Raw genomic sequence first — 26,310 nt, forward strand, 5'->3', positions numbered from 1 at the left:
CCCATTCCCCTGGCGGCCGTCACATTCCCTTTGGCGGGACCAACTGCAGGTAGAGCGTCGTGAGGATGAAGTTCACCGCGAACAGCAGCAGGAAGGTGATGACCACCGACTGGTTCACGGCGTCCCCGACGCCCTTCGGGCCTGGTGGCGGGTTGAGGCCGCGGAAGGCCGCCACCACTCCGGCCAGGAAGCCGAAGATCAGTGCCTTGAGCTCGCTGATCCACAGGTCCGGCAGCTGGGCCAGCGCGTTGAAGCTGGCCATGTACGCACCGGGCGTGCCGTCCTGCATGATCACGTTGAACGTGTAGCCGCCCATCACGCCGACGACGCTGACCATGCCGTTGAGCAGCACGGCGACCAGCATCGCGGCCAGCACCCGAGGCACCACGAGGCGCTGGATCGGCGAGACGCCCAGCACCTCCATCGCGTCGATCTCGTCGCGGATCTTGCGCGACCCCAGGTCGGCGCAGATCGCCGAGCCACCCGCACCGGCGATCAGCAGAGCCGTCACGATCGGGCTGGCCTGCTGGATGATCGCCAGCACGCTGGCGGCACCTGTGAACGACTGAGCACCGATCTGCCTGGTCAGCGACCCCAGCTGGAGCGCGATGACCGCGCCGAAGGGGATCGAGACCAGTGCGGTCGGCAGGATCGTGACGCTGGCGATGAACCAGCACTGCTGGATGAACTCGCGGATCTGGAACGGCCGCGAGGGCATCGCCCGCACGATGTCCATGCCCAGCGCGAACAGGCGGCCGGTCTGGCGCAGCCCGCCCGCACCGGGGAACTGCACCCGGGACGCGCTCACTGCTCACCCCTCTTGCGTCCGAACCAGCGGCGACGGCCGCCCGCCGCCTGCTCCTCCGCCTGGATGCCACCGGGCCACACCGGCTCCTCCTCGGTCTGGCGCGGGTGCGGCGAGGGCCGCACCTGCTGCGGAGGCTGCGCGGGCTGCGCCGGCTGCTGCGGGACCTGCTGGGGCGCCTGCGCCTGAGCCTGCGGCGGCCGCGGCGGGACCGGAGCCTGCTGCGGCTGAGCGGGCGCCTGCTGCTGCGGCCAGGAGCCGGTCGCCGGGGTGCCGACCCCGTACTGGGCCCGCTCCTGCGGCGTCAGGCTCTTGAGGATCTCCTCCTGCGCCGAGGGGTTCAGCGAGCGCAGCTGGCGCAGCACGCGGTCCTTGCGGCGGTGCACCGCGGACCGGTCCGGCAGGCCGGGGCTGACCTCCAGCTGCGACATCATCGGCGGGACCTGCGGCCGGCCGTGCTTGGCCAGCTCGGCCTCGACCAGCGCGGTGTCCTTCTCCTCGCTCATGCCGATCGGGCCGTCGGGACGGCCGTTGAGGAACTGCACCACGACCGGCTCGTCGGAGGTCAGCAGCACCTCGCGAGGCCCGAACATGACCAGGTTGCGGCGGTAGAGCATGCCGATGTTGTCCGGCACGGTCCGGGCGGTGTTGATGTCGTGCGTGACGATCAGGAACGTCGCGTCGATCTGCGCGTTGAGGTCGACGATCAGCTGGTTCTGCACCGCGGTGCGGACCGGGTCCAGACCGGAGTCCGGCTCGTCGAACAGCAGGATCTCCGGGTCCAGCACGAGGGCGCGGGCCAGGCCGGCGCGCTTCTTCATACCGCCCGAGATCTCACCGGGGAGCTTGTCCTCCGCACCGATGAGACCCACCATCTCCATCTTCTCGAGCACCACGTTGCGGATCTCGGACTCGCTCTTGCGGGTGTGCTCGCGAAGCGGGAACGCGATGTTGTCGTAGAGGTTCATGGAGCCGAACAGGGCGCCGTCCTGGAACAGCACGCCGAAGAGCTTCCGGACCTCGTAGAGATCACTTTCGGAACAGGTGCAGATGTCCGTTCCGTTGATGACGACCTTGCCCTCGTCGGGCTTGAGCAGACCCACCAGCGACTTCAGGAACACCGACTTGCCTGTGCCGGAAGGCCCGAGCAACACGCTGATCTCGCCCTGGGGCAGATTCAGCGAGACGTCCCGCCAGATGGTCTGCGGTCCGAAGGACTTCGAAAGCCCCTCGACAACCACCTCGACGCCCATCCGAACCTCCGCGTCCTCGATTGCAGCGATTCCGGGGAGAACATTCCCCGGGGAAGCACCCTTGCACATGTGACGCGCTCAACGGGGGTAGTTGGCGTCACACCTGAGCAACGAGCTCGACGCAGCAGGGTTACTCATCAGTTCACCGGAAATCAAGGCGTCTTCGGAGATACGTCCGAAAAAAGATGGCCGTTTCCGCGCATAGGAAAAGAGAACGGGCACCCGCAACAGCGAGTGCCCGTTCTCCTACTGTGAGTCAAAAGACCGGAACCGGTCCGAAACCGGCGCCGGTGGCGGAACTACGACACGTTCCGCCTACCGGTCACCGCCGAACGCGACAGGGGTTCCGGCCTGAGGAGTCACTTGACGCTGACGGAGGCGCCGGCCTCTTCCAGCTTGGCCTTGGCGTCGTCGGCCTTCTCCTTGTCGACCTTCTCCAGGATCGGCTTCGGGGTGCCCTCGACGAGCTCCTTGGCCTCCTTCAGGCCCAGGCCGGAGACGATCTCACGGACCACCTTGATGACCTGGATCTTCTTGTCGCCGGCGCCCTCGAGGACGACGTCGAACTCGTCCTGCTCCTCAGCGGCGGCGGCCTCGCCACCACCGGCGGCCGGGGCCGCGGCGACCGCAGCCGGGGCGGCGGCGGTGACGTCGAAGGTCTCCTCGAACTGCTTCACGAACTCCGACAGCTCCAGGAGGGTCATCTCCTTGAAGACGTCCAGCAGCTCGTCGTTGCTCAGCTTCGCCATGTCGGCGTTCCTTTCTGCTTGAAGTCCGGGCACCTGCGCGGCGTCCGGGTGGGGTTTTCGCGCGGGAAGCGATCCGGAGCCCGCTGCGGTGGCACGCTCTCACGCACCGTCCACTGCGGACTGCGGAGAGCCTTACTCGCCCTTCTTCTCCTGAAGGGCGGCAGCCATGCGGGCCACCTGCGACGCCGGCGCGGCGAACAGCGCGGCGGTCTGGTTCATCTTGGCCTTCATGGCACCGGCCAGCTTGCTCAGCGTGACCTCGCGCGAGTCGAGGTCTGCGATGCTGTCGACCTCGGACACGGACAGCGGACGACCGTCCATGTACCCGCCCTTGACCACCAGGTTCTGGTTGGTCTTGGCGAATTCCTTGATCGCCTTGGCTGCATCGACCGGCTCGCCATCGACGAAGGCGATCGCGGTCGGACCGACGAACAGGTCGTCGAGGCCTTCCACGCCCGCCTGCTCGGCGGCACGCTTGACCAGCGTGTTCTTCGCGACACGGTAGCTCACGTTCGAACCGAGCGCGCGGCGCAGCTCAGACAGCTGAGCCATCGAGAGCCCGCGGTACTCGGTCACAACGGCAGCGGTGGAGTTGTTGAACTTCTCCGAGATCTCGCTGACCGCATCGACCTTGTCGGACTTCGCCATGTCGCCTCCTCTCTGTTTCCGACTGTGGCTGACCCATCCAGTCGGGTCCTGAGACGACAAAACGCCCCGGCGCAGGGCAGCACGGGGCGTTGAAGATCAGTGCGCGCGGGCGCGCTCCTCCAGCCTCGTCCCTCCTGCGCGGGCCGCCCGCATCTCACGGGACCTTCGTTCCTCGCGATCCGTCGCCGAACCCGAGGAAGACCAGCGGTCTTGGGTGGAACCTCCTCAAGAGTACTGGACCCGGTGCGGGCGCTTCCACCGACCCCCGGCCGCCCGGCATCATGTGCCTGTGGCTGATCAGCGGGAACCGCGCTCCGACAACCTGCCCGAGATCGTCGACGCCGAAGTCGTCGAGGTCGCCGAGACCGAGGACGCTCCTCGCGCCCGCGCACCGAAGGCGACAGACGACCCGGAGTACCAGGAGTTCCTGGAGTTCAAGCGGTTCAAGGAGTGGCAGGCCGCCCAGGGTGGCGACACCACCGCTCCGGTCGCTGAGAAGCCGTGGTGGAAGCAGGCTCTCGGCCTGCTCCGCCTCAAGTGGGTGCGACGCGCCCTCTACGTCATCATCGCGCTGCTCCTGCTGAACCTGGCCTACGACCACTACTTCGGCGAGGGAGACGGCTCGTCGAGCGAGAGCGGCACCGGCGGCAGCGCCCCGGTCGACGCGGTCCCGGTGACCGCGCAGAACCCGCAGCAGGCCGTTCGCAGCCTGCACAACTACCTGCGCGCCCAACCGCCGGAGCAGGCGTGCGCGCTGTTCGACGACGACGGCAAGGCCGATTTCGCGGCCGCGCACGGCGCACCCGACTGCGGCGCGGCGGCGCGCTCGCTGCACGCCCAGATCACCGATCCCAACGCCTACGCCAATCCCCGGTTCGACCACGACGCCGTCGTCGAGATGGGGGCCGAAGCGCAGGTCCGAGGATGCCGGATGCGGGTCACCGGCGGTCCGACCCTCGGCACTTTCAAGCTGACGAGAACACCGCAGGGCGGATGGACCATCTCCGCCTACGCCCTCACCTCGGCCACCTGCCCCTGACGCAATTCCCGACCGGCCGCGGAATTGGGGCGGAACGCCCACCCGGCACTCGCCGTCACCAATTCTGCGCGCCGGGTGGCACCGCCCGGAGGAAACCGCGCCAGGAATTCCGATCTTGTCCGGTTCTTCCCCCGGAAAGAGGAAGAGGGCGAGCGCTCCGGGAGCGCTCGCCCTCTTTCCCAAGAGCCTTCTCGGGTCAGGCAGAAGCCGCCACGCGGGTGGCGGTCGGGTCCACCTGGATGCCCGGGCCCATCGAGGTCGTGAAGGTGACCTTCTTGAGGTACCGGCCCTTCGACGCCGACGGCTTGGCGCGCAGGATCTCGTCCAGCGCAGCCGCGTAGTTCTCCACCAGCTTCGCGGTGTCGAACGACGCCTTGCCGATGATGAAGTGCAGGTTGGCCTGCTTGTCGACGCGGAAGTTGATCTTACCGCCCTTGATGTCCGCGACCGCCTTGGTGACGTTCGGGGTGACGGTGCCGGTCTTCGGGTTCGGCATCAGACCACGCGGGCCGAGGACCCGAGCGATCTTGCCGACCTTCGCCATCTGGTCCGGAGTGGCGATCGCCGCGTCGAAATCGAGCCAGCCGCCCTGAATGCGCTCGATCAGGTCATCAGAACCAACCGCGTCCGCGCCGGCGGCCTCGGCCTCAGCGGCCTTGTCGCCGGTGGCGAACACGATGACGCGGGCAGTCTTACCAGTGCCGTGCGGCAGGTTCACGGTGCCGCGGACCATCTGGTCTGCCTTGCGGGGGTCGACGCCCAGCCGCAGAGCGACCTCGACGGTGGCGTCGTAGTTGACCTTGGCGGTCTTCTTCGCCAGCTCGGCCGCCTCGGCCGGGGTGTAGAGGCGTGCCCGGTCGACCAGCTCGGCCGCCTGCTGGTATGCCTTGCTGCGCTTAGCCATGTCTGTCCTCGAAATCAGTGGATCAGTTGTGGTTGGTCGGGCTGCGCAAGCCCTCCCACAGGGGTGTTCGCGCCGGTGCGACCGGCAGCGGGTCAGCCCTCGACCGTCAGCCCCATCGAACGGGCCGTGCCGGCGATGATCTTCGCGGCCTGGTCCATGTCGTAGGCGTTGAGGTCTTCCATCTTGGTCTGGGCGATCTCCTTGATCTGGTCCATGGAGACCTTGCCGACCTTGTTCTTGTGCGGCTCGCCGGAGCCCTTCTGCACGCCGGCGGCCTTGAGCAGCAGCTTCGCGGCCGGCGGGGTCTTCAGCTTGAAGTCGAAGGACCGGTCTTCGTACACGGAGATCTCGACCGGCACGACGTTGCCACGCTGCGCCTCGGTCGCGGCGTTGTACGCCTTGCAGAACTCCATGATGTTGACGCCGTGCTGACCCAGCGCCGGGCCGACCGGCGGGGCCGGGTTGGCTTGGCCGGCCTGGATCTGCAGCTTGATGATCCCTGCCAGCTTCTTCTTCTTGGGCGGCATGTTTGCTTCCTGTGTCTTCGCTATCCGGTTGCTCGGTCCCGCCGGAAGGCGGCACCGAATCTGGCGAGACCACGAGACGGTGGAATCGCCCCTGCTGCGCGGGGTCCTGCCAGATCCACGCGCAGCCCGCCGCGCTCCCGCTACCGGGAGAGCGGTCAGAGCTTGGAGACCTGGTCGAACGAGAGCTCGACCGGGGTCTCGCGGCCGAAGATCGACACCAGCACCTTGAGCTTCTGGGCGTCGGCGTTGACCTCGTTGATGGTGGCCGGGAGCGTCGCGAACGGACCGTCCATGACGGTGACGGACTCGCCGACCTCGAAGTCGACCTCGACCGCCGGCTTGGCAGCGGTCGTGTCCTGACCCGCAGCGGCCTTCTTGCCGGCCTCCGGCTTCTTCTCCTCGACCTGCGGTGCGAGGAACTTCAGCACCTCGTTGATGGTCAACGGCGACGGCTTGGAGGTGGCGCCGACGAACCCGGTCACACCCGGGGTGTTGCGCACGGCGCTCCACGACTGGTCGTTGAGCTCCATCCGCACGAGGATGTAGCCGGGCAGCACCTTGCGCTGCACCATCTTACGCTGGCCGTTCTTGATCTCGGTGACCTCTTCGGTGGGCACCTCGACCTGGAAGATGTAGTCCTCGACGTCCAGCGTCTGGGCACGGGTCTCGAGGTTGGTCTTGACCTTGTTCTCGTAACCGGCGTACGAGTGGATCACGTACCAGTCGCCGGGCGCGCGGCGCAGCGCGGCACGCAGCTCCTCGACCGGGTCGGTCTCCTCCGCCTCCTCGTCGGACGCGGTCTCCCCGGACTCGTCAGCGGTCGTCTCGTCGCCGGTCGTCTCGTCGGCAGCGGTCTCGTCTCCAGCCGCCTCGTCGGCAGCGGCCTCGTCGGCGGAGTCGGTTTCCGAGGAATCGACTGCACCGGCCTCTTCAGCCTCGACGGACACGGCCTCGGCTTCGGCAGCCTCGGGCTGCACCTGCTCTTCGGTGAGGCCGGTGGCTTCCTGGGAGGTCTCCTCGTGCGAGGTCACAGTCGGTCTCGCTTCCTCTCGTGCGTTGCGTGCCGGGTCGTCTTTTCGCCGCCGGCACCACCTGGGCGTACCCGGAGGTTCAGCCAGTGCCGAACAGCCAGCCCACGCCCTTCGCGAAGAGCACGTCCACGCCGGCGACGAACGCCACCATGATGCTGACGAACACCAGCACCACGAGCGTGTAGGTCATCAGCGCCTTGCGCGTCGGCCAGATGACCTTGCGCAGCTCGGCGACGACCTCGCGCAGGAAGCGTCCGATCTTCCGGAACAGCGAAACCCGACCCTGCCGGCCATCCCGCGAGGGCGTCGGCCGACCCTTCGACTCAGTTGTGCGCGCCGGACCGGAGCCCGACCCGGAACGGGCGGAGGCGCGACGCTCGCGCCGCGCCGCGGCGCTGGACGGACGGGCGCCTTCGCGCGGCCCGTCCTGGCCCTGCTCGCGGTCCTCGCTCACGACCATCCTCCGCTCACCGTCGCATCGACGCAGGGGTGACAGGACTCGAACCTGCAACCTGCGGTTTTGGAGACCGCTGCTCTGCCAATTGAGCTACACCCCTCTGCGGCCCGTGGAGCCCGACCGCAAAGTCGGGACGCCCTTCACCGTCCCTGGAACTCCCTGTTCCAAGGTGCTCGGGCATCCCAAGTTCGAAAGTGTACGGCACGTCGAGAACGCGCTTCCAACGGCACCCCCGTCTTGGCGGGAAACCGACTCCACCGCTGGTGAGCGCGTTGGGTCACGCCGGGATGCGGACAGTGGCCGAAGCCCCGCCGAGCACGCCCTGGTCCGCCGACTTCGCGGTGATCGTGACCTTGACCGTGCCGTCTTCGTTGATCTTGGCGATCTTGCCGCTGAGCTCCACCACGGCGCCGGTGTCGTCGTCCGGAACGATGACCGGACGGGTGAACCGCACGCCGTACCGCACGATCGACCCGGGGTCGCCGGTCCAGGCGCTCACCAGCCGCCCGGCGACGGCCATCGTGAGCATCCCGTGGGCGATCACGTCCGGGAGGCCGACCTCCTTGGCGAACCGCTCGTTCCAGTGGATCGGGTTGAAGTCCCCGGAGGCCCCCGCGTACCGGACGAGGTCCGAGCGCACCAGCGCCACGCTCAGCTCCGGCAACGGGTCTCCGACGGAGATCTCCGACAGGCGCACCGTCATGCCTCAGGCCCCCTCACGACCACCATCGACGTGGCGGTGCACACCGGCTCGCCGTCGGTGGTGGTGATCTCCGCGCGGACGGTCAGGAAGTCGTTGCCCGCGCGCGTCTTGACGTCGTCCACGTGCGCGACCGTCACCAGCCGGTCGCCCGCCCGGATCGGCCGGTGGTGCACGAAGTCCTGCTGGCCGTGCACCACCCGGCTGTAGTCCAGGCCGAGCTGCTCGTCGCCGACGATCTGGTCCTGCGCGGACATCGACAGGATCACCGCGAAGGTCGGCGGCGCGATCACGTCCGGGTAACCGGCGGCCTTGGCCGCCTCGACGTCGACGTGCAGCGGGGAATCGTCCTTGATCGCGCGGGCGAACTCGCGGATCTTCTCCCGCCCCACCTCGTAGGGCTCGGTGGGCGGGTACTCACGTCCGATGAATGATTCGTCGAGCGGCACGAGCGAAGGCTACTAGGTCCGCGCCGGCGCGGCGGAGCCGCTTTCACCGCGTGCCCGGCATCCGTCAGCGACCCATCCCCGCCCAACGAGAAGAGCCCGCTCCCGGTGTCCGGGGGCGGGCTCTCGAAGGCGTTCGCGAAGGAACCGCTGGCGTCAGCGGGTCTCCTTGTGGAGCTTGTGCGTGCCGCAGTTCATGCAGAACTTCTTCATCTCCAACCGGTCCGGGTTGTTACGCCGGTTCTTGTTGGTGATGTAGTTGCGGTTCTTGCACTCCTCGCACGCCAGCGTGATCTTGGGTCGAACGTCGGTGGCGGCCACGGGGGTGCCTTCCTCTCGGTCGTAACTAAGGGCGGTTCGCTCTGGAGGAATCCTCGCGAACCCGTGACTGGTAGCGGTGGCCGGACTTGAACCGGCGACACAGCGATTATGAGCCGCTTGCTCTACCGACTGAGCTACACCGCCATGCCGAGGCCGCGGTGTGAACCGGATGCCTCAAGCGACGCAGGATGTCCCACGCAAAACAGCCACAGCACCCAGTTTACCGAGCACCGCGGCTGTCTTTCGAGCCCCAATACGGAATCGAACCGTAGACCTTCGCCTTACCATGGCGACGCTCTGCCGACTGAGCTATTGGGGCGTGCCCTTGCGGAGCGATTAGAACTTTACACACCCTCCGGACCCCCCGGAACAGGGGGGTGCCTTTTGGCGAAACCGCAGGTCGCGGCCACCGTTTCGCTCAGCACCCCACCTGATCGGGTCATTTCCGGCATCAGTGCAGGAGTGTGAGCACGGTCTCCTCGCGAACGCTCTCGCGCTTCGTGCGGGCCTGCAGCCACGCCTCGAAGCGGTCCTCGGAGAGCGGTCGGGAGATCAGGTAGCCCTGGGCCACGTCGCAGCCCATGCCGACCAGCTGGTCGCGCGCGGCGTCGTCCTCGACGCCCTCGGCGACCACGGCCAGGTCCAGCGAATGACCGAGCTCGACGATCGTGCGGACCACGGCGAGGTCGCTCAGGTCGGTCCCCATGCCGAGCACGAAGCTCTTGTCGATCTTGACCTCGTCCACCGGCAGCTGCCGCAGGTAGGCCAGCGACGAGTAGCCCGTGCCGAAGTCGTCCACCGCGAGCACCACGCCCATCGCGTGCAGCCGCCGCAGGACAGGCAGGGACCGCTCCTTGTCGGCCATCACGCTGGACTCGGTGAGCTCCAGGGTGAGCAGTTCCGGCGGGATGTCGTGGCGCTCCAGCGCCTCGGCGACCCGGTCCGGGAAGGTCTCGTCGGCGAGGTTGCGGACCGACAGGTTCACCGCCACCGACATCCGCAACCCGCGGTCCATCCACTGCCGGATCTTGACCAGCGCGCACTCCAGGACGAACGCGGTCAGCGCGTCGACCAGCCCGGTGGCCTCCACCAGCGGGACGAACTCGTCCGGGTCCAGCCGTCCGTACTCGGGGTGCGACCAGCGCACCAGCGCCTCGGCCCCGACGACCTGGCGCTCCGGCAGCGCCACCTTGGGCTGGTAGTGGACCTCGACCTGCCCGGTGTCCAGCGCCTGCCGGAACTGGGTGACCAGTTGGAACCGGCGCAGGAAGACCTGGCCCATGGCGGGGGCGTAGCAGCGCACCGCGTCCTCGCCGTTGCGCGCGGCCCGCACCGCCACGTCGGCGTGCTGGAGCAGCGTGTCGACGTCGGTCTCGGCTTCCCCGTCCGCCGGCGCCGAGGAGGCGTACCCGGCGACTCCGGCGGCCTCGACGACGATCCGGTCGAGCGGGTAGGACATGGCGATCACGTCGCACAGCCGCACCGCCACCTCGTGCGCCTGCTCCTCGGTGTGGTCGAGCAGCAGCACTGCGAACGAGTTGGCCTCCAGGCGGGCCAGCGGCGCGTCGTCCAGGGCTTCGCGCATCCGCTGGCCTGCGGCGACGACCATCCGGTCGCCCCAGGTGTAGCCGAGGGCCTCGCTGACCGTGGTGAGCAGGTCCAGGTCGACCCGCAGGACCACGGCGGCGCGGCCGTTGCGCAGCTCCTCGCCGGAGATCTCGCGGAAGCCGGTGCGGTTGAGCAGTCCGGTCAGCGGATCGTGGTAGGCGTCGTGCCGGAGCCGGGCCAGCAGCCTGCGGTTGTCCATGGCGGTGGCCAGGTGGCTGGCCAGGGTGTGCAGCAGTCGCACGTCGGCGCGACCGAACCCGCGCCAGCGGCTGACCCGGTCGTGCACCTCGACCGCGCCGAGCAGCTGGCTGGCACCGCGCAGCGGGACCACCAGAGCCTCGTAGGCGCCGCGCTGCCGCAGCACGCGCCGGACTTCCTCCGGCGCTTCGAGGGTCCGGAAGGAGCGCACGTGGCTGCCCGGCAGCTGCAGCAGCGGGTCGTCGCGCAAGGCGTCCGGTGCGGCCTGCAGCGCGGCCTCCGGCAGGGCTTCGCCGGCGACGAGCGTGGTGACCTCGCCACGTGGGTCCAGCCGCAGTCGCAGCACTACGCGGGTGGCGTTGAGCTGCTCGCGGATGCGCTCGGCCACTGGTTCCCACTCGCCCAGCGGCACCGCCTGCTCGCCGACGGGGTCGGGCGCGGTCGGAGCGCCCTGGCCGGAGCGGGCCACGCTGAGGCTGACGTCGCTGAGCGCTTCCAGGTCGCGCTGCTCGCGCAGCAGGTCGGAGTAGGCGCGGTAGAGACCGATCACGGCGACCGCGACGAGGCCGACCAGCAGCCAGCCCCACGGGGTGCCGATGGCGACCTCGTAGCCGATGAGGCCGACAGAGGTGTTGAGCAGGCCGACGGCCAGGGTGCGCCCGGCCAGGCGCGCGCCGGCGGCGACCTTCATCGCACCGCCCAGCACGGTGAGGGCCGCCAGCGCGAACCCGCAGCTGATGAGCGGCGAGGTCAGGGTGCCCACCACGGGGCCGAACCAGTCGGGGGCGACGCCGGCGAGGGCCTGGTTGACCAGGCTGGCGACCGCGAAGGGCACCGCGATCTCCAGGCACAGCACCCCGGCGTTGTAGACGACGTGGGTGGCCGCGCGCCTGCCCACCTGAGCACCGAGCCCGGCCAGCAGGTTCGCCGCGAGCACCACCTCGAACGGGGCGGTGAGCAGTCCGAGCAGCAGCGGGATCTCGGTGAACGAGATCGTCCAACCGACGCGCTTGACGTCGACGTCGATGGTCAGCTGCTCGGCGAGCAGGAAGCCGACGGCCAGGAGCGGACCGATGAACAGCAGCTCAGGGCTGTAGCGACCGGGCAGGCTGCCGGCGGTGAGCAGCGAGACGAGGACCCCGGCCGCCAGCACCACGAAGGAGAAGCTCGCGAACATCCGGCGCCGCACCGGGTCGACCTCGGCTCTCACCGGAGGACGTGCTGGTTCCAGGCCGGAATGCGGGCCGAGGGAGCGGTGACGCTCGATCATCCACGCTCCTCCCGCTGGCGATACGGCCGTACCACATGTGTCCGTCCGCCGATCGTGACGCACGAGAGCACGGATGGCCAGCGTCGAATGGACCTCCCGCCCCACTCCGGATGCACGCACCAGATGGGTTCTCCCGGCGGGTGGCGTGTTCGCCCTTTCCTTCAGCACGGCTGTGAAGTGCGGCGATGTTGCCGATCGAGGCCGAGCGACAGCAACGCTTGCGCTCGCCGGGGCGTGCTCACGACTTTGTGAGGATCACCGCAACAACACCGAGGGCCGACCACGGTACGTGACCGCATCGGCCACGGGGTGTGGATCATTGGAGGTCGAACTCGTCCAGGAAGTCACGCACCGCACGGTCGAGGTCGGCCAGCCCGGACTCCTCCACGGGCAGGTGCCCGGCTCCGCGCAGCGCTGCCGCGCGGGTCGGTCCGGCGATCCGGTCGAAGAACCCCTCGGACAGCAGGGGCGGCGTCCAGCGGTCCTCGTCGGGGTGGGCGAGCAGCAGCGGTGTCTCGGTGAAGCTCTCGGGCGGCACGGCCGGGCCGGACGCCAGGCAGCTGCGCGCGAAGCGCAGCGAGATCCAGCAGCCGCCGGCGAGCTCGTCGGCCCAGACGAGGTTCGCGTACTGGCTCTGGTTGGACACCGCCGCGATGTTGACCAGCCAGTGCATCGGGATCCGAGCCGCCGACAGCGGCTCCCGCACCAGCGACAGCAGGGATGACCACCGCGCCATCTCGGGCCGCGCGGCGAGCACCCGCCGCACCTCGTCACGGCTCGGGTCGGCCAGGCAGGTGGCGATGACGCCGTCGACCCGGGTGGTCGCGGCGACGTCGTAGGCGAGCCGTCCGCCCGTGCTCACGCCGAGCAGCACGACGGGCCGGGAGTCGCGAGCGCGCTCGCATTCGACGAGGTCGCGCACGCAGGCGACCCAGTCCGAGTACTTCGCTCCGAGCAGCGGGGCACCGGTGAGGCCGAACCCGGGCAGGTCGGGGGCGAGGTACTCCAGGTCGGCCAGCGCCGGGAGCCTGCCGTAGGGGCCGAGCATGCGCCCGTAGGTGCCGACGCCGTGCAAGGCGATGACCTTGGCGGGTGCGTCGGGGCGGTCGACCCGGTCCACGTGCACCTTCAGCCCGCGCCACCGCCACCAGTGCTCGTCCGGCGCGTTGTCGACGCTCAGGCGCAGCGCGCCCGGGAAGAACGCCTGGTAACGCTGCCAGTGCAGGCGGTCGCGGTAGCCGGGACCGACGTCGGTGGCGGACCCTGGGGTGGAAGGAGCGCTCGAAGGCACACTTCGAACATACGGAGTTCGGGAGACCATGCGCATCAGCCGAGAGCAGGCACGTGACCGGTTCACGAGGGCCAGGGTCGCCCGCATGGCCAGCGCGGACGGCTCTGGCAGGCCGCACGTGGTGCCGATCGTGTTCGCCGTCTCAGGCGACGAACTGATCACCGCCGTCGACTGGAAGCCGAAGTCCTCGGCGAAGCTGCGCCGGATCCGCAACGTCGAGGAGAACCCGCAGGTCTCGATCTTGGTGGACCACTACGACGAGGACTGGACGCAGCTGTGGTGGGTGCGCGCGGACGGCACCGCCTCCGTGCACGTCTCGCACCCGCTGCTCGACGAGCTGATCGCCAAGTACCCGCACTACCAGGGCGAACCTCCCGGCGGGAGCCTGATCGCGGTGCAGGTGCAGCGCTGGTCGGGCTGGGCTACGGGTCCTGGGGCTTGATCCGCACCACGTCCGAGTCCAGGTCCAGCGGACCCGCTCCGGACTCACGCTCGTCCTCCTTGGCCACCTCCACCCAGGCCAGGTGGTCGAGCTGGTGCTTGACACCCACGTTGAACAGGCCCTCGACCTCCATCGCCACTCCGCCCACGGAGGAGCGTTCGGGCTTGGGCACAGGAGCAGCCGCTCGCAACTGCTCGCGCCGCTTCGCGCGCCCCGCGCGGTCGATGGCCATGCCTCCACGCTAACCCGTCCGAGCGGCGAGCAGCACCGTCGAGGAGAAGCCGCCACGAGTAAGGTCGCGGCGTGCTCGACCCGTACCACGTCCAGGTGGACACCACGGACCTCGCGGAGCTCACGCGGGCCCTGCAGCTCCTCGACACCCACGCGGACCTCAACGACCGCTACCGGAAGATGCTGCACGAGTCCCTGGCCCAGCTCGCCGAGCCGCAGATCCGCCTCACCCAGGCCCGCGGACTGGCGAAACGCCTCATGGTCCTGCTCAAGGCCGCGGGCCCCGACCTGGAGGCGGACCTGCCCCCGGAAGCCCGCGTCACGCTGGAGGCGGGCCGCGCCCAGGCCGACGACCTGGTCTTCCGCCCAGACGACACCTGACCCGGGGACCCCGTCGGTGAACCGCCCGGAACGGTCTGTATGCTTTTCCCGCAAGCCAGCACAGCTGGCGAGCACACGCCGGGTTGCCCGAGCGGCCAAAGGGAGCTGACTGTAAATCAGCCGGCATTGCCTTCGGAGGTTCGAATCCTCCACCCGGCACCAGCAGCAAGAAGACCCCGTGACCAGCGATGAGCGGTCACGGGGTCTTCGCTTTGAAGTCCGGCTGTGTCCGGTCCGGTCCGGCCGTGTACGACGCTCCACGGCAAATGCACGGCAAAGCTCAGGCTTGGGCTAGCGCTTGCTCCACTCGCTGTCGGCTGCCTGTTCGCCGCCGTCGAGGCACTTCGCGTAGACGCGAAGGGGCACGCCCACGCTGTGGCCGGCCCGCTCGGCGACGCGAGTCGCCTCGACCCCGCCGTTGAGCCAGGTGGACACCGCGGCATGGCGTAGGTCACAAGGCCGTTTCCCGAATCCACGCCAGCGTTCAGCCGAGTCGACACAGCGGCGTGGCCGTACAGGCGCTTGGCCACCGGCGAGCGAACCCGCAACACTGTTCGCAACGCTGGCTGACTCGAACGGGTAAGGCCCTCACACTTCCTCCGCCGGCTCGCTGTGGTCGAGGATGAGCGGTGGGGTGGTGGTGCTGAGGATCGTGGCGAAGTAGTCGCGGGCGAACTGCGCGAAGGCGTGCACTCGAGGGTGGGGAGTGGTTGCGGGCCAGGTCAGAGCGACTTCCACAGGTGGGGAGTCCTCGATGGGGCGGTATGCGACGTCGGGAACTTGGTGGTGGTAGGTGGTGGCTTCTGCGGTCACTCCGACGGCGTCGCCAACGCTGATCCGGGTCAGCCACTCGTCAGTGTTCGCGACGCTGATCGTGGTAGGCGTGTCGCCGGTGTGATCCCAGAGATGGCTGGTCACGGTCGGCGCGGTCGCGCACACGGCGACCGGGTCTTGCGTCATCTCGGTCAGCGTGACGGTGTTCTTGTCGGCTCGCGGATCGTCGACCGCGATCGCCGCGACCAGCTTCTCGGTGAACAGGCTGGTCATCGCGAGACCTGGAAGCGGTTCCGGCGACGGGGGCGACCTGCGGACGAGCGCGGCATCGATGTCGTTGCGCCGGAGCGCCTCCACCGGATCGCGCGGGCGGCTGAGCTCGATCGTCTCCGCGTAGGTGCGTTTCCACTCCTGGACGAGCGGGACGGTGTGACGGCCGAGACCGGCCCAGGCCCAGCCGAGCCGGAGCGGAGCCTCAGCATGGCCCAACTCGGCCAACGCACCGTCGAGCGCACCCAGCAGCTCGCGCGCGGTCGCGGCAAGCTGCCGCCCGGCCGGGGTGAACGACATCTCCCGAGTCGTGCGTTCGACCAGCCTCACGCCGGTGAGCTCTTCGAGCTGCGTGATCGTGCGGGACAGCGTCGGCTGGGTGGTGCGCAGGACCGCCGCTGCCGTCGTGAACGTCTCGGACTCGGCAAGCGCGACCAGTGCGCGCAGGTGCCGCAGCTCCACATTCATGCGCTCAGCGTATGACGGGTGGCGCCGCCGCGTATTTCCCTTCCGCGCACTGCCCGATCTAGCGTCGTGGCATGCGGATCATCGTCGTAGGTGCAGCAGGAAAAGCGGGCCGAGCCGTCACCCAGCTCATGGGCGAGCGAGGCCACGACATCATCACCGTCGGCCGCACGACCGGCGACGTCCAGTACGACATCTCCGACGAAGCCCAGCTAGCGCGGATGTGGCAGCACGTGGGGCAGGTCGACGCCGTTGTCTCAGCAGCCGGGGACGTGACCTACGCACCGATTGACGAACTCACCTCCGACGACTTCAACGCGGCGTGGTCGCAGAAGGTCCTCGCGCAGATCAACCTGGTGCGCACCGGGTTGGACCACGTCTCGCCGCGCGGTTCGTTCACCCTGATCAGCGGAGTCCCCTCACGCGACCCGGTGATCTCCGCCACCGCCGCAGCGACCGTGAACGGTGCGGTCGAGGCGTTCGTCCGCGCCGCAGCGATCGAGATCGCGCCGCGCCGGATCAACGTGGTCAGCCCTTCGGTGTTCACCGAGAGCCTGGATGACTTCGGCGACTTCTTCCCGGGATTCGCCCCGGTCGACGTGGCCGATGTCGCTCGCGGATTCCAGAAGGCGATCGAGGGCGCCTCCACCGGCGAGGTCATCACCCTGCCATGACGACATCACGCATGCCGCCACCGCGGCCTTCATCGCCCTCGGCGTGGTCTCGGCATGAACCTCGTGCTCATGCATCTCGCCTCGCCGGCATCAGCCCGGCTGTTCGCTGTGCGTCGGACGCGGTGGAGCGTGGTGGTGTCCGGGTGATGACGGTGGCGCTCAGGATGCGGCGCGACCCCGTGACCAACGGTCATGGCGTCTTCTCTCCTCGTGGTGAGCGGCGAGGCGGATGAGCCGTGCCTCACCGGTTGCGCGGCACCTTGAGGAGCAACGAGCGGAGTTCATAGGCGTCGTTCGTGAGTCGGTGGACCCACTCCGTGGCCATCTCGCGCACGACGTCGCGGATCTCGTTGCGCGCTTGCGCGTCCACCGACGCGCCCGGGGTCGCTCCGTGATCTCCGCCGTGTCTGCCCTGTTCCGCGGCCTGCAGTTCGAACTTCGCGCGAACTTCGACTGAGCGCTAGGCGCAGCCTGCCCCGAGAAGGTCGTGACCCTCTCAGCCCGACCAGCGAGTCCGCATCCTGAGCCGGAGCGTGTCTGTGCAGCGCAGAGCGTTCGACAACTGGTCCCACACCGTGTCGACGAGCCGCCGCAGACCGAAGAAGTTCACCACGACCGCCATGACGATCCGGGGGGCCGCGGCGAAGCGGCGACGCCGCGCCAGCCGGTGGTACGCCCGGCGCACGATGTTGCGGTCGAACGACAGCAGCACCGACTTGATCAGCACTTCGAGGGAGTCGGCGCCTGAGGTCCACGCGTTGAACCAAGCCGTCGGAGTGCCCTTGGCCTCCAGCCTGGTCCGCATGAGCTGCATGAGGCTGCTCTTGCCCCAGCCCGCGTCGATGGCGACCGTGAACGGCGTCGATCCGACGGAGTCCTCGATCAGCGACAGCAGCGCTTCCGCCGTGTCGTTGGCCGCCAGGAGGTCTTCGGCCGGGGTGTCGACCGTTGGTGGTTGAGGACCGCGAAACGTCCGCGGCGTGCCTGCGTCAACGCGACCTCCACGGGAGGACTGGTCCAGCGCGAGTCGAGCCGGGGCGTGATCTCCGCACCCACGCTCGGTGATGATCTCATCACGAAGCCGGCGCCACGGGCGTTTCACGAACTCATCGGTGGATCCGCCGGTGGACGCAGCGTGCTCCGAGGCAACCGCTCACCCGGCCGGTACACCCGAGGCGGGCTGACCGTGGCCAGTTCCGGTCGTGATGACCTGGGACATCGCTTCGCGAGGGGCGCGAAGTTGCCCTCATACTCGGGCATGGACGATCACGACGACGACTCCACGATGCGGGTCCTGCGCATCGGCAACGACGAACTGCTGATCCGCAGGCGCTACGAGACGCTCAGCATCATCAACGACATCATGATCGCGCTGTGGTTCACGGTCGGAAGCGCTTTCTTCTTCTGGGAGTCGACGATCACGGCGGGGACCTGGCTGTTCCTGGCGGGCAGCATCGAACTGATCATCCGCCCGGCGATCCGGCTGACCAGGCAAGTGCACCTGCGCCGCTTCCCCTCCGCGGGCCAGAACGCCTACAAGGAGTCCGACCAGGACTTCTAGCAGGTCGGCCGTGCGTCACCCGCTCCCCTCACCCCACGTGCCGGAGCAAGCCCTGCAGGTAGGGGTCGGCGGACGCGCTCACCTCGGCGACGGTCCCCGCGGCTGTGATGCGGCCCTCGCGCATGAACCGGAGGCGGTCGGGGACGCCGGTGTCGAGCAGCCGGTGGACGTCCTGCGTGACGGCGAGGACGCCGGCACCGGTGTCGGCCTGCGCGCGCAGGTTCCGCCAGATCTGGTGGGAGAGGCTCGTCTCGACCGAGGCGGTGGGTTCGTCGACGACGAGCAGTTCGGGTGCGGGGAGCAGCGCGGCGGCGAGAGCTGCGCGCTGGACCTGTCCGGCCGAGTGCTGGTGCGGGAAAAGCTCGATCACGTCGGTCGGGTAGCAGGCCGCAGCGCACGCCTCGTCCACACTCCCCGCCTGGTGCAGGCGGTGCAGCTCTCGGAGCTGTGCTCCGACGGTGTCGTCAGCGCTGAACGCGGTGACCCCGTCCTGCGGCACCAGACCCACCGTTCCCGCCCGCAGGTGTCGCCATCGCCGCTGGTCGAGCACGGGAGTGCTGGTGATGCGGACTTCGCCGGTGCTCTGCGCCGACTCCGGCAGGGTCCCGGTCAGCGCCGCGACGAGCATCGACTTGCCGCAGCCCGACTCGCCGAGGAGCACCGTGATCTGCCCCGCGGGGACCACCAGGTCGACCGCTTCGAGGACGGTCTCGCTCCACCGACCGGTGTCGACGTGGACCGTGAGACCCCTCAGCTCGGCTACTGGCCCGCCCATGCCGTCGACCTCCCCGGGATCGGCTCACCCACCACCCGGCGCACGCGACTCGGAAGTGCACTCGCTGAGGCCTGTGCCGCCAGGACGCTGGGGAGGCGACCGCGGAACGGCCCCTGACCCGGGTGGTCGGGGGCCGCTGTTCGGGGAGATCAGGCTGCTGGAGGTGTGGCGATGGGGGTGTTCTGGGCTGCGGCCAGCCACCAGCGGCCGTGCCGCTCGACCAGCGTGTAGAGGGCCATCTCCGAGAAACCCGTGCCGTCCAGGGCCTGCCTGCGGAGGTGGGCGATCGCGACGCCCGGGGCCGGGGCGAGCACGTGCACGACCTCGAACCGCGACGGCGGAGCGACGGCCGCGGCCATCAGGCGGTGGTGGGCGGCGGAGAGCTCCTCGAAGCTGTCCAGGGTCTGGCCGTAGGGGCTGCCCCAGAGGACGTCCGCGGCGACGAGCGGTCGTAGACGTCGGCGTCACTGGAGTCGAGGCCCTTCTGCAGCTCGGCGGCGAAGTCCGCCACCGCCGCCTCCGCTGTGGCCTGCGCTTCCGGGTCGCTCAGGGTGGGTCGCACGTCGTTCATGGTCATCGCTCTCCTCGTGTCCGATCACGTTCACCACGACGCTAGAACTTCGAGTTGACTGGAGATCAAGCTCGCAGTCGGGCCGGTCGTGCGAACGGGCAGGATGGTCGGATGCGCATGTCCCTCGTCTCGCTCGTCGTGCAGGACTACGACCAGGCCATCGACTTCTTCGTGCACGTGCTCGGGTTCGGACTGGTGGAGGACTCGCCTGCGCTCACCCACGACGGCCGGGCCAAGCGGTGGGTCGTGGTGCGGCCCCCGGGCGCGGAGACCGGGTTGCTGCTGGCTCGGGCCGACGGGGAACGCCAGGCTGCGGTCGTGGGGGACCAGACCGCGGGCCGGGTGGGCTTCTTCCTCCAGGTGGAGGACTTCGACGCCACGTACCGGCGGATGCTCGAGGCCGGGGTGGAGTTCCTCGGGCAGCCGCGCACCGAGCCCTACGGGCGGGTGGTCGTCTTCCGCGACATCGCGGGTAACAAGTGGGACCTGCTCGGCCCCCGGTAGCGTGTTCAGGCAGACCTGAACAGCGGCTCTACTGGGAGGTACTCAAGGTGGCAAACCCGTCCTTCGACGTGGTCAGCAAGGTGGATCACCAGGAGGTGGACAACGCGCTGAACCAGGCGGCCAAGGAGCTGGCCAACCGGTTCGACTTCCGGGGCACCGGGACCAAGATCTCCTGGTCCGGGCAGGACGCCGTGGTCCTGGAGTCGGAGACCGAGGAGCGCTGCAAGGCCGCGATCGAGGTCTTCAAGGAGAAGCTGATCAAGCGCGGCATCTCGCTGAAGGCCCTGGACATGGGCGACCCGGCGAGTTCCGGCCAGGTCTACAAGGCCACCGGCAAGCTCGTGCAGGGTATCTCCCAGGAGGTCGCGAAGAAGATCTCCAAGAAGGTCCGCGACGAAGGCCCCAAGGGGGTCCAGGCGCAGATCCAGGGCGACGCGCTGCGCGTCTCCGGCAAGAAGAAGGACGACCTGCAGGACGTCATCTCGTTGCTGAAGTCCTCCGACTTCGACGTGGCCCTGCAGTTCGAGAACTACCGGTGATCAGCGCCGCACCCTGCGCACAGCGCACACCACTGTGCGCAGGGCGGACAGCTGCTCGGGAAGGGGCTTTGTGAAGGGGATCGTGCTGGCCGGAGGCAGCGGGACTCGGTTGCACCCGCTCACCCAGGCGGTGTCGAAGCAGCTCCTCCCGGTCTACGACAAGCCGATGATCTACTACCCGCTCTCGGTGCTCATGCTGGCCGGGATCCGGGAAGTGCTGCTGATCTCCACACCTTCCGACCTCCCCATGTTCCAGCGCCTGCTGGGCGACGGGTCGCAGTTCGGGCTGGACATCTCCTACGCCGAGCAGCCGCAGCCCAACGGGCTCGCCGAGGCGTTCGTCATCGGAGCCGACTTCGTCGCCGACGAGCCGGTGGCCCTGGTGCTCGGCGACAACATCTTCTACGGCCAGGGCTTCTCCGGGATCCTCCGCAACTGCGTGCGCGACCTGCAGGGATGCACCCTCTTCGGCTACCCGGTGCGGGACCCGCAGCGGTACGGGGTCGGGGAGGTCGACGAAGACGGCAAGCTGCTGTCGATCGTGGAGAAGCCCGCGGAACCCCGCTCGAACATGGCGATCACCGGCCTGTACTTCTACGACAACGCCGTCGTCGACATCGCCAAGGGGCTTGTTCCGTCGGCACGCGGCGAGCTGGAGATCACCGACATCAACCTCACCTACCTGCGTGAAGGCCGCGCGCACCTGACCGAGCTCGGCCGCGGGTTCGCCTGGCTGGACACCGGCACACACGACTCGCTGCTGGAGGCCGGGCAGTTCGTGCAGGTCCTCGAGCACCGCACCGGCGTGCGGATCGCCTGCCTGGAGGAGATCGCGCTGAAGATGGGGTTCATCTCGGCCGAGGCGTGCTACGAGCTGGGGGCCCAGCAGGCCAAGTCCGGCTACGGCGAGTACGTCATGGAAGTAGCCCGCAAAGCCGGCTCCTGATCCCCTCTTCTTGGCGGTTTCTCCGCTCAGCGGTGCGGGTGGCAGAACCTGAGCTGCGCCGTGGCTCCGTGCGCCACTCCTGATGTGGGCTGATGCACGGCATCGTGGCGTACTCGCCACGAAGCCGCTCAGAACCTGCGGCGGTGCGAACTGCGTCCGGAACCGGGAGAAGCGGTGCCGCCGCGAACCGCCTGACGCGGGTGAGGTAATGCACCTGCGGGAGCGGCTGGTGCCGCGGCCGCCTTGGGCTTGCGGCGGTGTTGGGTGAGTCTCTCGTGTGGAACAGCTACCGACGTTGCTAGCGGATCGGGGGCAGTTGCCTGCCGGCCATGCCTTCGAGGCGTGAGATCCGCTCCGCCATGGGCGGGTGGGTGGAGAACAGCCTCGTCAGGCGCTCGCCCGGGCGGAACGGGTTGGCGATCATGAGGTGGGACTGCGACACCAGCTGCGGTTCCGGCGCCAGCGGTGCCGCCTGGGTGCCCCGCTCCAGCTTGCGCAGCGCCGAGGCGAGCGCCAGCGGGTCGCCCGTGAGGTCGGCCCCGGAGGCGTCGGCCTGGTACTCGCGCGATCGGCTCACCGCCATCTGCACCACGGCCGCCGCGATCGGTCCCACCAGCGCCACCAGCAGCATCGCGAACGGGTTCGGGCGGTCCTCGTCGTGGCCGCCGAACATGCCGAAGAACATGCCGAAGTTCGCCAGGAACGTCACCACGCTCGCCAGCGCACCGGCCACGCTGGAGATCAGGATGTCGCGGTTGTAGACGTGGGAGAGCTCGTGGCCGAGCACCGCGCGCAGCTCCCGCTCGTCGAGGAGCTCGAGGATGCCCGTCGTGCAGCACACCGCCGCGTTGCGCGGGTTCCGGCCGGTCGCGAAGGCGTTGGGCGCGCGGGTCGGGCTGACGTAGAGGGCCGGCATCGGCTGCCTGGCCGATGTCGCCAACTCCCGCACGATCCGGTACATGGCGGGCTGCTCCGCCTCCGACACCGGCCGGGCACGCATCGAGCGCAACGCCAGCTTGGACGAGTTGAAGTAGGCGTACCCGTTCATGCCCAGCGCCACGACGAGTCCGATGACCAGGCCGGCCCGACCGAAGATCGCTCCGACCAGCAGCACCAGCGCGCTCATGCCACCGAGCAGCACTGCGGTTTTCAGACCGTTGAAATGACTGCGCACCTCTGCCTCCGCCCGTGGTTCAACTGGAAAACGCGTGGGGGCTTCGCACGGTTCCGCCGAACGGATGTGCTGAATGCAACTAGGCCACCCGATCGGGTGAAACCGACTTCCGATCTAGGCTGAACGGACTAAGCACGAGCAAACCGAACGACATCCTCCGGTTCCCCCCTCTGGAGGGTGCTCAGAAGGGATTCTCCATGGTCTTCGCCAAGCTGCGCCGACGATGGTCGGCCAGCCCCGGCACCCCGACGCACTCTCCCGGCGGCGGGGCCTCGCTGCACCCACGACCGCTCGACAGCGGCCTCGTGAGCGGTCAGGTGCACGACGAGCGTGGCGCCCTCCTCCCCGACGTGAACGTCACGATCGTCAACCGGCTCAACCAGATCATCGCGGAGACGAAGACCGACGGCTACGGCGGATTCGTCCTCTCCGTGGCCCCCGGCACGCACCGGTTGTCCGTCGCCGCCGGCGGCTACCGCCGGTTCAGCACCAAGGTGCAGGTGCAGGTCAACCAGCACTCCCCGCTCGGCAGCATCGGCATCGTGCCCGACGACTCGCTGCAGCTGCCCCAGCCGGGCCGCTACCGGTTCGACCCGTACCACACCGAGATCAGGTTCGTGGCCCAGCACATCGGGATGTCCAAGATCCACGGCGAGTTCAAGGAGTTCGACGGCGTGATCGAGGTCGCGCCGCGCTTCGAGGACTCCCGGATCGAGGTCGTCATGGAGGCCGCCTCCATCGACACGGGTGTGCAGATGCGCGACGACCACCTGCGGTCGGCCGACTTCCTCGACGTCGAGTCGCACCCCAAGCTCTACTTCCGGAGCAACCGGCTGACGCACCTGCGGTCGGACCGCTGGAACGTCAGCGGCCAGCTGACATTGCGCGGCACCACCAGCCCGGTGGACCTGCAGACCGTCTACCTGGGCCAGCGCAAGTTCCAGGGCCCCGGTTTCGACAACGACCTGCGGGTCGCCTGCGAGGCCAGCGCGACCCTGCGGCGCGAGGACTACTCGGTGAACTGGCAGGCGACGCTCGCCAAGGGCATCGCGGTCGTCGGCCCGACGATCAGCATCGAGCTGGGCGTCCAGGCCGTCGTGGAGTGACGACAGCGACAACGGCTGCGCGGACCCCGTCACGCAGCCGTTGTCGTCCCCTCAGGAGTGCAGCTCCATCGTGCAGCACTTGGGGCCACCGCCGGACTTCCGCAGCTCGGACATGTCCAGCGGGATCACCTCGTAGCCCCGGTCGTCCAGCTGCTTGGCCAAGCCGGTGGCCTCCTCGGGCAGCACCACGTGGCGTCCGTCGGAGACGCCGTTGAGGCCGAGGCAGGCCGCATCCGCCTCGTCGGCGATCACCGCGTCCGGGAACATCCTCGCCAGCACCCGCCGGGAACCCTCCGAGAAGGCCTCCGGGAAGTAGGCGATCTGCGCGTTCGGCGCCTTGTCCAGCACGAACAGCGCCGTGTCCAGGTGGTAGTAGCGCTCGTCGACCAGGTTGAGCGAAACCACCGGAACCCCCAGGAACTCCTGCGCCTCGGCGTGCGCGGCGGGATCGGTGCGGAAACCGGTCCCGGCCAGCAGCACCTCGCCGGTCCAGGCGAAGTCCCCCTCCGCCTCGTTGATCCGGGTCGGCATCACCACGTCGCGGTAGCCGTGGGCGAGGAACCACCGGCGGAAGTGCTCGGCCTCGGCCGCGCGCTCGGGCGCGCGGAACTTCGCCCCCAGGACGCGGCCCTCGATCACGGTCCCGGAGTTGGCCGCGAACACCATGTCGGGCAGGCCCGGCTGCGGCTCGATGGTGTCCACGGTGTGGCCGAGCCGGAGGTAGGTGTTCTTCAGCTCTTCCCACTGAGCCACGGCCAGCGCCGTGTCGACCGGTTGGTCCGGGTCCATCCACGGGTTGATCACGTACTCAACGGTGAAGTACGCGGGCGGGCACATCAGGTAGTGGCGCCGGGTGGCCTGGCCCGCCGACGTCTCGGTGGATCGCGCCGATGTTGCCGTCATGAATCGAAATCTATGCTGTGTGGATACCTACCATCAACGCCGTTCCGTTCGCACTTTGCGGCAGGATGTTGCGTATGGACGCCTTGGACCAACGAATCATTTCGCACCTGGTCGCGGACGCGCGAGCGAGCTACGCGGAGATCGGATCGGACGTCGGGCTGTCCGCGCCCGCGGTGAAGAGACGGGTCGACAAGCTGCTCGACCAGGGCGTCCTGCAGGGTTTCACCGCGGTGGTCGACCCCGAGGCGCTGGGGTGGGGCACCGAGGCGTTCGTGGAGGTCCACTGCCGCGGCAACGTCCCTGCCCACCGGATCCGCAGCGGGCTGGAGCCGCTGCCGGAGATCGTCGCGCTCTACACCGTCTCCGGCCAGGCGGACGCGATCGTGCACCTGCGGGCCGCCGACATCCACCACCTCGAGGAGGCGATGGAGCGGCTCCGGGAGGTCGACTTCGTCTCCCGCACGGTGTCCACCGTCGTGCTCTCCCGCCTGCTGGAGCGCCAACCCCAGCGGGCCGACTGACGTCTCGTCAGTTGCGCGGCTGGTCCGCGTGCCAGGGCGCGAACCCGGCGATCTCGGCGTCGGACGGCGTGCGGAACCAGACGTCCGCGGTGATCTGGTCGTACTGCGGGGAGTCCGGGGTGTGGTACTGACGGGACGCCGAGTGGCCCTTGATCATCGGGCCGGTCCCGGAACTCCCACCCTGCGGCGTCGCCGGAGCGCTGGAGGCGGCAGCGGCCGGTGGCGTGGGTTCGGCCTCGGTCGCGGGCTCGGGCTCGGACTTCGCCGGGGCCTCCGAACGCTGCTCCCACGTGGAGTCGCGGCCCGGGTGCGGCCCCGCGCCCGGTGTCCGGCGCGGCAACGGGGAGGAGTCCTCGACCAGCGTGATCTCCGCCGGGTCCTCGTAGCTGTCGCTCTGCGGCAGCGGACGGCCGTTCTCGACGTGCCGGCGCAGGGCGTCCGGAATCTGCGGGAGATCGACCTGACGGGTCGGCTCGCCGCGCGACTGCGGGGTCCGCTTCGGCAGCGGCGCCCCGGCAGGCGTCTCGTCAGAACCGTCGGTGGCCGGCGAGGACTGCTCCTGCTCGGCGGGAACGCTCGGGATGACCTGGGTGGCGTCGGCGCCGACCGGCGGTGTGCACGGCTCCTGCGCATCCCCGGCCGACTCCGGCTCGAACAGCGACCTGAGCTGTCCCGACAACTGGCCGGAGTCCTCCTCCTCGTCGGCTCCCGGGGGGAACTGCGACGGGCGCGGCTCGACCCGGGTCTCTTCGACCTCGGGGTTGCGGAACCACGTGTTGTCGGTCTCCGGCTCCTGTTCCGGCTCGGGGAGGTGGTGGGTCTCCGCAGCGGTCGTGCGAGTCGCTTCCGGCGCCACCCACGGACGAGGCCTGCGGTCCCACTCCTCGAACTGCGGCTCCTCGGGCTCCTCCCACTGCCGGGGCTGGTCCAGCAGCTCCAGCGGGGCCGGCTGGTGCTCGGCCTGCTCGGCGAAGCGCTCGGTGCCGTCGTCGTCCTCGTGGACCGGCTCGTCGTAGAGCGTTTCGTCGTGCACGGAGTGGTGCGGGCGAGCCAGCTCCTCCTCCAGGCGGCGGCGCAGCGGCCGGACGAACAACGCCCAGGTGACGAGAGCACCCAGCAGGAAAGCAGCGAGGCTCCACAGCCACACCTGGGTGAACAGCCAGGTGATCACGAGCGATGTCCCTCCTCCGGGGTTCCAGCACCTCCGCCGGTCACTCCCGGGTTCC

The 26,310-nt window shown here is 69.0% G+C and carries 34 protein-coding genes and 4 tRNA genes; 11 read left to right on the top strand and 27 right to left on the bottom strand.

Annotated features, from left to right (window positions below; genetic code table 11):
• Window positions 1-19 precede the first annotated feature (19 nt).
• From EIL87_RS25375 to rplJ, 4 genes are all read right to left on the bottom strand, one after another.
• Entirely contained in the window at window positions 20-808 is a 789-nt protein-coding gene (locus EIL87_RS25375) for an MlaE family ABC transporter permease (protein ID WP_125093083.1), read from the bottom strand.
• Window positions 805-2,058 (bottom strand): ABC transporter ATP-binding protein, encoded by a 1,254-nt coding sequence (locus EIL87_RS25380; RefSeq protein WP_125093084.1) that lies wholly within the window; start codon window positions 2,056-2,058, stop codon window positions 805-807. The genes EIL87_RS25375 and EIL87_RS25380 overlap by 4 nt, the downstream gene beginning before the upstream one ends.
• 359 nt (window positions 2,059-2,417) lie before the next feature.
• Window positions 2,418-2,807: a 50S ribosomal protein L7/L12 gene (gene rplL, locus EIL87_RS25385; protein WP_125093085.1), complete on the bottom strand. Its 390-nt coding sequence runs from the start codon at window positions 2,805-2,807 to the stop codon at window positions 2,418-2,420.
• A 132-nt stretch (window positions 2,808-2,939) separates the two neighbouring features.
• Window positions 2,940-3,455 (bottom strand): 50S ribosomal protein L10, encoded by a 516-nt coding sequence (gene rplJ / locus EIL87_RS25390; protein WP_125093086.1) that lies wholly within the window; start codon window positions 3,453-3,455, stop codon window positions 2,940-2,942.
• Between the two features lie 289 nt (window positions 3,456-3,744).
• Between rplJ and EIL87_RS25395 the strand changes: the two genes are divergently transcribed.
• Window positions 3,745-4,494: a hypothetical protein gene (locus EIL87_RS25395; protein ID WP_125093087.1), complete on the top strand. Its 750-nt coding sequence runs from the start codon at window positions 3,745-3,747 to the stop codon at window positions 4,492-4,494.
• A gap of 196 nt (window positions 4,495-4,690) precedes the next feature.
• Here EIL87_RS25395 and rplA read toward each other — a convergent pair whose 3' ends face one another.
• The 12 genes from rplA to EIL87_RS25455 form a co-directional block, all read right to left on the bottom strand.
• On the bottom strand, window positions 4,691-5,398 hold the full coding sequence (rplA, locus tag EIL87_RS25400; protein WP_125093088.1) for a 50S ribosomal protein L1: 708 nt from the start codon (window positions 5,396-5,398) through the stop codon (window positions 4,691-4,693).
• 92 nt (window positions 5,399-5,490) lie between these two features.
• Window positions 5,491-5,925, bottom strand: coding sequence for a 50S ribosomal protein L11 (gene rplK, locus EIL87_RS25405; RefSeq protein WP_125093089.1), 435 nt, complete (start codon window positions 5,923-5,925; stop codon window positions 5,491-5,493).
• Between the two features lie 155 nt (window positions 5,926-6,080).
• Complete coding sequence (gene nusG, locus EIL87_RS25410) at window positions 6,081-6,956, bottom strand: transcription termination/antitermination protein NusG (RefSeq protein WP_125093090.1); 876 nt, start codon at window positions 6,954-6,956, stop codon at window positions 6,081-6,083.
• A 79-nt stretch (window positions 6,957-7,035) separates the two neighbouring features.
• Window positions 7,036-7,410, bottom strand: coding sequence for a preprotein translocase subunit SecE (gene secE / locus EIL87_RS25415; protein ID WP_125093091.1), 375 nt, complete (start codon window positions 7,408-7,410; stop codon window positions 7,036-7,038).
• Between the two features lie 30 nt (window positions 7,411-7,440).
• Window positions 7,441-7,513 (bottom strand) — tRNA-Trp (locus EIL87_RS25420).
• 177 nt (window positions 7,514-7,690) lie between these two features.
• Window positions 7,691-8,116, bottom strand: a complete 426-nt coding sequence (locus EIL87_RS25425; RefSeq protein ID WP_125093092.1) for a MaoC family dehydratase — start codon at window positions 8,114-8,116, stop codon at window positions 7,691-7,693.
• Window positions 8,113-8,562, bottom strand: coding sequence for a MaoC family dehydratase N-terminal domain-containing protein (locus tag EIL87_RS25430; RefSeq protein WP_125093093.1), 450 nt, complete (start codon window positions 8,560-8,562; stop codon window positions 8,113-8,115). The genes EIL87_RS25425 and EIL87_RS25430 overlap by 4 nt, the downstream gene beginning before the upstream one ends.
• A gap of 153 nt (window positions 8,563-8,715) precedes the next feature.
• Window positions 8,716-8,880, bottom strand: a complete 165-nt coding sequence (rpmG, locus tag EIL87_RS25435) for a 50S ribosomal protein L33 (RefSeq protein ID WP_132621563.1) — start codon at window positions 8,878-8,880, stop codon at window positions 8,716-8,718.
• Between the two features lie 68 nt (window positions 8,881-8,948).
• Window positions 8,949-9,024 (bottom strand) — tRNA-Met (locus tag EIL87_RS25440).
• A gap of 102 nt (window positions 9,025-9,126) precedes the next feature.
• Window positions 9,127-9,199 (bottom strand) — tRNA-Thr (locus EIL87_RS25445).
• Window positions 9,200-9,331: 132 nt separating this feature from the next.
• Entirely contained in the window at window positions 9,332-11,956 is a 2,625-nt protein-coding gene (locus EIL87_RS25450) for a putative bifunctional diguanylate cyclase/phosphodiesterase (protein WP_125093095.1), read from the bottom strand.
• A 316-nt stretch (window positions 11,957-12,272) separates the two neighbouring features.
• Window positions 12,273-13,247 carry an alpha/beta hydrolase gene (locus tag EIL87_RS25455; RefSeq protein ID WP_233576580.1) on the bottom strand — a complete coding sequence of 325 codons (975 nt, stop codon included), beginning with the start codon at window positions 13,245-13,247 and terminating at the stop codon, window positions 12,273-12,275.
• A 28-nt stretch (window positions 13,248-13,275) separates the two neighbouring features.
• Between EIL87_RS25455 and EIL87_RS25460 the strand changes: the two genes are divergently transcribed.
• On the top strand, window positions 13,276-13,689 hold the full coding sequence (locus tag EIL87_RS25460; RefSeq protein ID WP_199740606.1) for a TIGR03668 family PPOX class F420-dependent oxidoreductase: 414 nt from the start codon (window positions 13,276-13,278) through the stop codon (window positions 13,687-13,689).
• Here EIL87_RS25460 and EIL87_RS25465 read toward each other — a convergent pair.
• Entirely contained in the window at window positions 13,670-13,921 is a 252-nt protein-coding gene (locus tag EIL87_RS25465; RefSeq protein WP_125093097.1) for a hypothetical protein, read from the bottom strand. The two genes, EIL87_RS25460 and EIL87_RS25465, sit on opposite strands and share 20 nt — an antisense overlap.
• Before the next feature lie 71 nt (window positions 13,922-13,992).
• Between EIL87_RS25465 and EIL87_RS25470 the strand changes: the two genes are divergently transcribed.
• Window positions 13,993-14,301 carry a hypothetical protein gene (locus EIL87_RS25470; protein ID WP_125093098.1) on the top strand — a complete coding sequence of 103 codons (309 nt, stop codon included), beginning with the start codon at window positions 13,993-13,995 and terminating at the stop codon, window positions 14,299-14,301.
• A gap of 77 nt (window positions 14,302-14,378) precedes the next feature.
• Window positions 14,379-14,463, top strand: a tRNA-Tyr gene (locus tag EIL87_RS25475).
• Window positions 14,464-14,592: 129 nt separating this feature from the next.
• On the opposite strand, the gene EIL87_RS25480 is transcribed toward EIL87_RS25475, so the two are convergent.
• The gene (locus tag EIL87_RS25480) at window positions 14,593-14,736 is read right to left on the bottom strand and encodes a hypothetical protein (RefSeq protein WP_233576581.1); all 144 of its coding nucleotides are present in this window, start codon (window positions 14,734-14,736) and stop codon (window positions 14,593-14,595) included.
• A gap of 153 nt (window positions 14,737-14,889) precedes the next feature.
• The gene (locus EIL87_RS25485) at window positions 14,890-15,813 is read right to left on the bottom strand and encodes a LysR family transcriptional regulator (protein WP_125093099.1); all 924 of its coding nucleotides are present in this window, start codon (window positions 15,811-15,813) and stop codon (window positions 14,890-14,892) included.
• A 71-nt stretch (window positions 15,814-15,884) separates the two neighbouring features.
• On the opposite strand from EIL87_RS25485, the gene EIL87_RS25490 reads away from it, so the two are divergent.
• On the top strand, window positions 15,885-16,484 hold the full coding sequence (locus EIL87_RS25490; RefSeq protein WP_125093100.1) for a short chain dehydrogenase: 600 nt from the start codon (window positions 15,885-15,887) through the stop codon (window positions 16,482-16,484).
• Between the two features lie 241 nt (window positions 16,485-16,725).
• Here the strand turns inward: EIL87_RS25490 and EIL87_RS27775 are convergent, their stop codons facing one another.
• Complete coding sequence (locus EIL87_RS27775) at window positions 16,726-16,854, bottom strand: hypothetical protein (protein ID WP_267898879.1); 129 nt, start codon at window positions 16,852-16,854, stop codon at window positions 16,726-16,728.
• Between the two features lie 126 nt (window positions 16,855-16,980).
• Window positions 16,981-17,586, bottom strand: coding sequence for a hypothetical protein (locus tag EIL87_RS25495; protein WP_125093101.1), 606 nt, complete (start codon window positions 17,584-17,586; stop codon window positions 16,981-16,983).
• 156 nt (window positions 17,587-17,742) lie between these two features.
• On the opposite strand from EIL87_RS25495, the gene EIL87_RS25500 reads away from it, so the two are divergent.
• Window positions 17,743-18,045: a YrhK family protein gene (locus EIL87_RS25500; RefSeq protein ID WP_125093102.1), complete on the top strand. Its 303-nt coding sequence runs from the start codon at window positions 17,743-17,745 to the stop codon at window positions 18,043-18,045.
• Window positions 18,046-18,073: 28 nt separating this feature from the next.
• On the opposite strand, the gene EIL87_RS25505 is transcribed toward EIL87_RS25500, so the two are convergent.
• The 3 genes from EIL87_RS25505 to EIL87_RS27195 all read right to left on the bottom strand — a co-directional run bounded on the left by EIL87_RS25505 (window position 18,074) and on the right by EIL87_RS27195 (window position 19,397).
• The gene (locus EIL87_RS25505) at window positions 18,074-18,820 is read right to left on the bottom strand and encodes an ATP-binding cassette domain-containing protein (RefSeq protein WP_125093103.1); all 747 of its coding nucleotides are present in this window, start codon (window positions 18,818-18,820) and stop codon (window positions 18,074-18,076) included.
• Window positions 18,821-18,969: 149 nt separating this feature from the next.
• Entirely contained in the window at window positions 18,970-19,179 is a 210-nt protein-coding gene (locus EIL87_RS27190) for a hypothetical protein (protein ID WP_199740607.1), read from the bottom strand.
• Entirely contained in the window at window positions 19,179-19,397 is a 219-nt protein-coding gene (locus EIL87_RS27195; protein WP_199740608.1) for a hypothetical protein, read from the bottom strand. The genes EIL87_RS27190 and EIL87_RS27195 overlap by 1 nt, the downstream gene beginning before the upstream one ends.
• Window positions 19,398-19,502: 105 nt before the next feature.
• On the opposite strand from EIL87_RS27195, the gene EIL87_RS25515 reads away from it, so the two are divergent.
• The 3 genes from EIL87_RS25515 (at window position 19,503) to rfbA (ending at window position 21,380) form a co-directional block, all read left to right on the top strand.
• Complete coding sequence (locus EIL87_RS25515; protein ID WP_125093104.1) at window positions 19,503-19,895, top strand: VOC family protein; 393 nt, start codon at window positions 19,503-19,505, stop codon at window positions 19,893-19,895.
• A gap of 47 nt (window positions 19,896-19,942) precedes the next feature.
• Entirely contained in the window at window positions 19,943-20,434 is a 492-nt protein-coding gene (locus tag EIL87_RS25520; RefSeq protein WP_125093105.1) for a YajQ family cyclic di-GMP-binding protein, read from the top strand.
• A gap of 70 nt (window positions 20,435-20,504) precedes the next feature.
• Window positions 20,505-21,380 carry a glucose-1-phosphate thymidylyltransferase RfbA gene (rfbA, locus tag EIL87_RS25525; RefSeq protein WP_125093106.1) on the top strand — a complete coding sequence of 292 codons (876 nt, stop codon included), beginning with the start codon at window positions 20,505-20,507 and terminating at the stop codon, window positions 21,378-21,380.
• A gap of 298 nt (window positions 21,381-21,678) precedes the next feature.
• On the opposite strand, the gene htpX is transcribed toward rfbA, so the two are convergent.
• Window positions 21,679-22,554, bottom strand: a complete 876-nt coding sequence (htpX, locus tag EIL87_RS25530) for a zinc metalloprotease HtpX (protein WP_125093107.1) — start codon at window positions 22,552-22,554, stop codon at window positions 21,679-21,681.
• 197 nt (window positions 22,555-22,751) lie between these two features.
• Here htpX and EIL87_RS25535 point away from each other — a divergent pair, with 197 nt between their 5' ends.
• The gene (locus EIL87_RS25535; protein WP_125093108.1) at window positions 22,752-23,660 is read left to right on the top strand and encodes a YceI family protein; all 909 of its coding nucleotides are present in this window, start codon (window positions 22,752-22,754) and stop codon (window positions 23,658-23,660) included.
• A gap of 51 nt (window positions 23,661-23,711) precedes the next feature.
• On the opposite strand, the gene ddaH is transcribed toward EIL87_RS25535, so the two are convergent.
• Window positions 23,712-24,563 (bottom strand): dimethylargininase, encoded by an 852-nt coding sequence (ddaH, locus tag EIL87_RS25540; protein WP_407690575.1) that lies wholly within the window; start codon window positions 24,561-24,563, stop codon window positions 23,712-23,714.
• Between the two features lie 74 nt (window positions 24,564-24,637).
• Here ddaH and EIL87_RS25545 point away from each other — a divergent pair, with 74 nt between their 5' ends.
• The gene (locus EIL87_RS25545; protein ID WP_125093109.1) at window positions 24,638-25,084 is read left to right on the top strand and encodes an Lrp/AsnC family transcriptional regulator; all 447 of its coding nucleotides are present in this window, start codon (window positions 24,638-24,640) and stop codon (window positions 25,082-25,084) included.
• A 7-nt stretch (window positions 25,085-25,091) separates the two neighbouring features.
• Here the strand turns inward: EIL87_RS25545 and EIL87_RS25550 are convergent, their stop codons facing one another.
• Window positions 25,092-26,255: a sunset domain-containing protein gene (locus EIL87_RS25550; RefSeq protein ID WP_125093110.1), complete on the bottom strand. Its 1,164-nt coding sequence runs from the start codon at window positions 26,253-26,255 to the stop codon at window positions 25,092-25,094.
• Between the last annotated feature and the right edge of the window lie 55 nt (window positions 26,256-26,310).

The sequence above is a fragment of the Saccharopolyspora rhizosphaerae genome (genome assembly GCF_003931915.1).
In the GTDB taxonomy this organism is placed as follows: Bacteria; Actinomycetota; Actinomycetes; order Mycobacteriales; family Pseudonocardiaceae; genus Saccharopolyspora; species Saccharopolyspora rhizosphaerae.

Coding starts and splice junctions, on each gene's coding strand:
- EIL87_RS25380 (WP_125093084.1), bottom strand. CDS start 2,058: ATGGGCGTCGAGGTGGTTGTCGAGGGGCTTTCGAAGTCCTTCGGACCG.
- rplL (WP_125093085.1), bottom strand. CDS start 2,807: ATGGCGAAGCTGAGCAACGACGAGCTGCTGGACGTCTTCAAGGAGATG.
- rplJ (WP_125093086.1), bottom strand. CDS start 3,455: ATGGCGAAGTCCGACAAGGTCGATGCGGTCAGCGAGATCTCGGAGAAG.
- rplA (WP_125093088.1), bottom strand. CDS start 5,398: ATGGCTAAGCGCAGCAAGGCATACCAGCAGGCGGCCGAGCTGGTCGAC.
- rplK (WP_125093089.1), bottom strand. CDS start 5,925: ATGCCGCCCAAGAAGAAGAAGCTGGCAGGGATCATCAAGCTGCAGATC.
- EIL87_RS25425 (WP_125093092.1), bottom strand. CDS start 8,116: ATGACGGTGCGCCTGTCGGAGATCTCCGTCGGAGACCCGTTGCCGGAG.
- EIL87_RS25450 (WP_125093095.1), bottom strand. CDS start 11,956: ATGATCGAGCGTCACCGCTCCCTCGGCCCGCATTCCGGCCTGGAACCA.
- EIL87_RS25460 (WP_199740606.1), top strand. CDS start 13,276: ATGCGCATCAGCCGAGAGCAGGCACGTGACCGGTTCACGAGGGCCAGG.
- EIL87_RS25465 (WP_125093097.1), bottom strand. CDS start 13,921: ATGGCCATCGACCGCGCGGGGCGCGCGAAGCGGCGCGAGCAGTTGCGA.
- EIL87_RS25485 (WP_125093099.1), bottom strand. CDS start 15,813: ATGAATGTGGAGCTGCGGCACCTGCGCGCACTGGTCGCGCTTGCCGAG.
- EIL87_RS25490 (WP_125093100.1), top strand. CDS start 15,885: ATGCGGATCATCGTCGTAGGTGCAGCAGGAAAAGCGGGCCGAGCCGTC.
- EIL87_RS25500 (WP_125093102.1), top strand. CDS start 17,743: ATGGACGATCACGACGACGACTCCACGATGCGGGTCCTGCGCATCGGC.
- EIL87_RS25505 (WP_125093103.1), bottom strand. CDS start 18,820: ATGGGCGGGCCAGTAGCCGAGCTGAGGGGTCTCACGGTCCACGTCGAC.
- EIL87_RS27190 (WP_199740607.1), bottom strand. CDS start 19,179: ATGGCCGCGGCCGTCGCTCCGCCGTCGCGGTTCGAGGTCGTGCACGTG.
- EIL87_RS27195 (WP_199740608.1), bottom strand. CDS start 19,397: ATGACCATGAACGACGTGCGACCCACCCTGAGCGACCCGGAAGCGCAG.
- EIL87_RS25515 (WP_125093104.1), top strand. CDS start 19,503: ATGCGCATGTCCCTCGTCTCGCTCGTCGTGCAGGACTACGACCAGGCC.
- EIL87_RS25535 (WP_125093108.1), top strand. CDS start 22,752: ATGGTCTTCGCCAAGCTGCGCCGACGATGGTCGGCCAGCCCCGGCACC.
- ddaH (WP_407690575.1), bottom strand. CDS start 24,563: ATGACGGCAACATCGGCGCGATCCACCGAGACGTCGGCGGGCCAGGCC.
- EIL87_RS25545 (WP_125093109.1), top strand. CDS start 24,638: ATGGACGCCTTGGACCAACGAATCATTTCGCACCTGGTCGCGGACGCG.